Genomic DNA, 5,715 nt, shown 5'->3' on the forward strand with positions numbered 1-5,715 from the left:
TTTATATACTGACAAAAATAAGGGGATGGTTGTTAGATAGATTTTATAAAAATAGGGGAGTATAGCTAAAGGACGATAATTTCTATTACTGATTAATACTTGTCCTGGCTAGTTTTAGCTGGAAAAATAGTTCTCGATTTGAATATGAGTTATGTTATAATTGCTAGGTGTGTTTGAATGATAAAAAATTATGATTAAAAGATAATGTTAAGATTTTGTATGGAGGTCTTGGAATGTTAGCAAATCAAGCTAGGGTTAGATTTGAGCATTTTTTGCTCTTTTTTATTATTTTACAGCCTGTTTTAGATTTATTAACGTCTCTTAGCATCACTTTATTAAAGTCAAATGCTACCGTTGGAATTTTAGTAAGATTCCTTATTATGGCTGTTGGTGGTATTTACATTTTAATTCAGGCAAAAGAGAAGGAAAATAGAAAGTTTTTAATTTATCTTATATTGTTAGCCGGAGTTTTAGGGATAGGATTTATTAATAACAAACTAGTTAAGGATCCTATTGTACTTGGTGAAGAGGTTAAATTCGTTGCGAAAGCATTATATATATATATCATGCTGGGATCATACATTTTAGCTTTAAAATCATTGAAAAAGACAGTTAATATTAGTGATAAGGTTCGAAATAGTATTGTATATTCTACATTAATCATTAACGCAATTATGGTTATTTCTATTTCAACATCTACTGACTTTGGTAGTTATGAATGGATGAAGGTTGGTTCTCGAGGTTGGTTCTATGCAGGGAATGAACTAGGTTCAATCTTAGCTATTATTTTCCCTATTGTAGTACTATATTCTATTCAAAAAACAAAGAGCTGGAAACACATTTTATATTGGATTCCATCACTTTTAATGATTTATTCGCTAATTCAAGTTGGTACAAAAGTAGGAATGGGCTCAATTGGTGCTACGCTAGCGGCAGCAATCGGGATTATTTTACTACAATTATTATTTGATAGAAAAAATCCGAACAAAAAATCCCTTGCACTTAATGCAGTAATTGCTATTGTCCTATTAGCTGGTGTAGTCGGAACGTTTAAACAAACGCCATTAGCACAAAATATGGGTATTCACAATAATTATTTATCAGAGCAAAATGTGGCACAGCAAGGTCAAAAAGAAAAAGAAATTAAAGAGAAGCTGAAAAAAGAGCAAGAACTTAAAGCAAAAGAAGAAAATCATCATAAAGTTGAAAAGCCAGAAGAAAAGGCGAAGATAGAAGAGGAAGTTAAGAAAGAGCTTGAGAAAGAGCAAAAGAAAGAAAATCAAGAAAATCTTATTTTCAGTGGACGTCAAGTATATGAAGAAAGACATAAGCAGTTCTTTAAAGAAGCGCCAATGTCACAAAAGTTATTAGGAATGGGTTATGCAGGTAACTTTAAATACAATGAACAAAAGCAGCCAGATCCAAAACTAATTGAAATGGACTTCCATGATTGGTTTTATGATTTCGGGATTATTGGCTTTGTATTACTAATGATTCCATTTATTTATTACGGGCTAAGAATTCTACTAGCATTTGCTACGAGATTTAAGGACATATTTAATATAAAATATGGAATGATTTCAGCAAGCTTATTGTTAGCGTTAGGTATTGCTTATATTGCAGGACATATTTTAACAGCACCAGGAGTTGGGATTTACTTTGTAGTGGTGTTAGCTTATCTAATAGTAGACCTAGAAATTGAATGATAAAAATAAAAGCTAACTTTTGTTAGCTTTTATTTTTTAGTACAGTAAAATAAAAATAGATGGAAACGTAGCGAGGATTTAAAGGAGGAAAAAATATGAAAATATTGCATATGAATGCAGGAGCAGAAGATGGGGGAGGGAAAACACATATTATTTCACTTCTCGATCAGTTTCCAACTGGTGAAGTAGAATTAGCAGTATTTGAAGATGGAATTGTTGCGAAGGAAGCAAGGGAGTTAGGGATAAAAGTCCATGTGTTTTCACAAAAATCGCGCTATGATTTATCCATTTTAAAGAATATAAGTGAATTTATTAATAAAGAAAAATTTGATGTAGTTCATACACATGGCCCTAGGGCTAATTTCTATGTTTCTTTAATGAAAAAGAGAATAAAGGCAAAATGGGTAACGACTATTCATAGTGATCCATTTCAAGACTTTACTAAACAGGGCTTAAAAGGTTGGATTTTTACGAAATTAAATTTGAAAGCCTTAAAAAATATAGACTTATTTTTCGTTGTAACAAATAGATTGAAAAAAAGCCTGGCAGCATTAGGTATTTCAAATGAAAAGATGCATGTTATTTATAATGGAATTGAATACGATAAGGAAAAAGCAGAAGGCTATAATAAAAAAGAAATGTTCAATATTGATGAAGATGTATTTACGGCAATCCAAGTAGCACGATTACATCCTGTCAAAGGACATGAAGTTTTATTCGATGCGTTACAACAAACAAAATTAGAGAAAATTAAAGTATTATTAGTTGGCGATGGCCCATTAGAAGAAAATCTAAAGTCATTAGCTACTGAAAAAGGGATTAACGATAAAGTAGAGTTTTTAGGACATCGTCAAGATGTAAAACAATTATTTGCGTCGTCACATGTAAATTTATTAACTTCCCATAGTGAAGGGTTCCCACTAGTTTTATTAGAAGCGGCAAATCAACGCGTACCATCAATTGTGACTAGGGCTGGAGAAATTGAACCATTAATCGTAGATGAAACTTACGGATGGATTGTGCCAACAGGTGATGGAAAGGCATTAGCATTAGCTTTAGAAGAAGCGTATGATAAGTGGAAAACTGGAGAGTTAGCAGCAATGGGTAAACATATTTATGAGCATGCTACTATGAACTTCTCACTTCAAAAACTATATGAAGATACAAAGGAAACATATAAGCAATTAATAGCGAAAAACTTGTAATGATAGAGAGGATAGTTAACTATGGCAGTACAAACAGTTGATATTCTAGGCGTTCCTTTTTCTACAATGACAATGGATGAAACGGTCCAATATTTAAAAGAACAACTAGAAGCGGAGCGAACTCATACGTTTCAGGTAGTAACAGCAAACCCTGAAATTGTTATGTGCGCAAAAAAGGATGAAAAGTTCTATCAAACATTATTGAATACAGATTTAATTACACCTGATGGTATTGGGGTTGTAAAGGCAAGCGGGATGCTTGGTACACCTTTAAAAGAACGTGTAGCAGGTTTTGATTTAATGTGTAATTTACTTGCGAAGTTATCAGAAGATAGTAAGCCAGTATCTGTTTTCTTATTAGGTGCAAAGCCGCATGTTGTACAAGCTGCAGCAGATCATTTAACAAAGACATATTCAGCTGTATCCATCGCCGGTATACAAGATGGTTATTTTAAACAAGAAGACGAAGAGAATATTATTTCTCGCATTCAAGAAGCAAAACCAGATTTATTACTTGTTGCACTTGGTTTCCCGAGACAAGAGAACTTTATCCAAAACAATAAGCATCGTTTAGAAACGAAAATGGCTGTTGGAGTAGGTGGAAGTTTAGACGTATGGGCTGGAGAGGTAAAACGTGCACCAAAATGGATTCAAGCGATTCATTTAGAGTGGTTTTATAGATTATGCAGTAATCCAACACGCTGGCGTCGTCAGTTAGTATTAGCGGAATTTTTAAAAGAAGTAATGCGTTCGAAAAAGTAGCGAAATATCGCTGCTTTTTTTATTTGTTCATTTTTAATAAATTGAAACTTTAATCAGTGAGGCATCCCCACAGATTATTAGCTCTCACCAATCGGGATAGACGTTTTACTTTTTGGGAATGATGAAGGAGAATTTTTTACACAAAAGTATTTTACTTATACAATTCACACATGTAAAATGATGTGTAAAGACACCTGTGTGAGGAGGACTTCTAGTGGGCAAGGTTAAAGAAATTTCGAAGCGCAAACTACTAGGTATAGCTGGGCTTGGATGGCTATTTGATGCAATGGATGTTGGAATGCTTTCATTTGTAATGGTAGCCTTGCAAAAGGATTGGGGATTAAGTACGCAAGAAATGGGCTGGATAGGCAGTATTAACTCAATCGGTATGGCAGTAGGAGCGCTTATTTTTGGGATACTATCAGATAAAATAGGGCGAAAATCAGTCTTTATTATTACATTATTATTATTTTCTATCGGTAGTGGTTTAACTGCATTAACAACAACACTTGCGATGTTTCTCGTTTTACGCTTTTTAATTGGTATGGGGCTTGGCGGAGAGCTTCCGGTTGCCTCTACACTAGTATCAGAGAGTGTTGAAGCGCATGAACGTGGGAAAATTGTTGTGTTATTAGAAAGTTTTTGGGCAGGTGGATGGCTAATTGCAGCTCTTATCTCGTATTTTGTTATTCCTAAATATGGTTGGGAAGTTGCGATGGTATTGAGTGCAGTTCCAGCATTATATGCTTTATATTTAAGATGGAATTTACCGGATTCCCCAAGGTTCCAAAAAGTTGAAAAAAGGCCATCTGTTATTGAAAATATAAAATCAGTTTGGTCTGGGGAATATCGTAAAGCAACAATTATGCTATGGATTCTATGGTTTTGTGTTGTTTTTTCCTATTATGGAATGTTCCTTTGGTTACCGAGTGTAATGGTGCTAAAAGGATTTAGTTTAATAAAAAGTTTCCAATACGTACTTATTATGACATTAGCTCAACTTCCAGGATATTTCACAGCTGCTTGGTTTATTGAACGTCTCGGTCGTAAATTTGTTTTGGTTACGTATTTAATCGGGACAGCTTGCAGTGCTTATTTGTTTGGGGTTGCGGATTCATTAACAGTATTAATCGTGGCAGGTATGTTACTATCCTTCTTTAACTTAGGTGCTTGGGGAGCATTATACGCCTATACACCTGAGCAGTATCCAACGGTTATTCGTGGTACAGGTGCAGGAATGGCAGCGGCATTTGGTCGTATTGGTGGTATTCTTGGGCCACTATTAGTGGGATATTTAGTTGCCTCAGAAGCTTCACTATCATTAATATTTACGATTTTTTGTGGATCAATTTTAATTGGTGTATTCGCTGTAATAATACTTGGACAGGAAACGAAGCAACGAGAATTAGTATAAAGTGAAAATTTAAACGTATCCCTGACCGTTTATTATCCTACACTACTCGGATCTTTATAGGCAGTTAGTGCGGGATAAAAGGGGAGAGGAAACCGAAGTGGTTTCCTTTTTTCTGTTTTTTTAGATAAATAATGGTATAGTAAGAAAAAGGGATTATTTCTTATAAAAGCGAATGTATACAACAGGACATATGGACAAAGAATTAGGTGGTTGAAGAAATGAAAATTTTACTGATTATGGAAGAGGCGGAAGAGAGAAGAGAGTTAGCTGAAAATTTCACTGAAAATATGAGAAATGTAGAATGTTTTGAAGCAAAGACAGGAACAGAATCTTTATTTATGATGAAAAAACATATACCAGACTTTGTTTTTTTAAGTTCCAAATTACTAGATGGTACTGGTTTTGAATATGCAAGTTTATTACGAGAAATAAATTGCTATACAAAATTTATTTTTGTAGGTGAAAACATAGAAGAATCTATTACAGCTTTTCGTTTCCAAGCATTTTATTATTTATTGCGACCATTTCGTGAAGAAGATTTACAATTTCTTTTATATAAAATAGGTAAAGAACAAGGTGAGAAAGCAAAGAGTTATTTGCGGAAACTACCGATAGAAAGTCAAGAGGG

The 5,715-nt window shown here is 33.9% G+C and carries 5 protein-coding genes; all 5 read left to right on the forward strand.

The genetic code is table 11. The features are described from left to right. The first annotated feature begins 233 nt into the window (after window positions 1-233). Window positions 234-1,706, forward strand: coding sequence for an O-antigen ligase family protein (locus ABWK52_RS17935; protein ID WP_098541775.1), 1,473 nt, complete (start codon window positions 234-236; stop codon window positions 1,704-1,706). Window positions 1,707-1,801: 95 nt separating this feature from the next. Beyond that, window positions 1,802-2,911, forward strand: a complete 1,110-nt coding sequence (locus ABWK52_RS17940; protein ID WP_000697464.1) for a glycosyltransferase family 4 protein — start codon at window positions 1,802-1,804, stop codon at window positions 2,909-2,911. Window positions 2,912-2,932: 21 nt separating this feature from the next. After that, entirely contained in the window at window positions 2,933-3,673 is a 741-nt protein-coding gene (locus ABWK52_RS17945; protein WP_000290748.1) for a WecB/TagA/CpsF family glycosyltransferase, read from the forward strand. Window positions 3,674-3,887: 214 nt separating this feature from the next. Next, window positions 3,888-5,087, forward strand: coding sequence for an MFS transporter (locus ABWK52_RS17950; protein WP_000521077.1), 1,200 nt, complete (start codon window positions 3,888-3,890; stop codon window positions 5,085-5,087). A 218-nt stretch (window positions 5,088-5,305) separates the two neighbouring features. Next, on the forward strand, window positions 5,306-5,715 hold a 410-nt coding region (locus ABWK52_RS17955; RefSeq protein ID WP_353772052.1), incomplete at its 3' end, for a LytR/AlgR family response regulator transcription factor.

This window comes from Bacillus sp. AP50 (genome assembly GCF_040492675.1).
GTDB lineage: Bacteria > Bacillota > Bacilli > Bacillales > Bacillaceae_G > Bacillus_A > Bacillus_A cereus.

Bases quoted from the DNA above. Each gene is read 5' to 3' on its own strand.
- ABWK52_RS17935 (WP_098541775.1), top strand. From the start codon at position 234: ATGTTAGCAAATCAAGCTAGGGTTAGATTTGAGCATTTTTTGCTCTTT.
- ABWK52_RS17940 (WP_000697464.1), top strand. From the start codon at position 1,802: ATGAAAATATTGCATATGAATGCAGGAGCAGAAGATGGGGGAGGGAAA.
- ABWK52_RS17945 (WP_000290748.1), top strand. From the start codon at position 2,933: ATGGCAGTACAAACAGTTGATATTCTAGGCGTTCCTTTTTCTACAATG.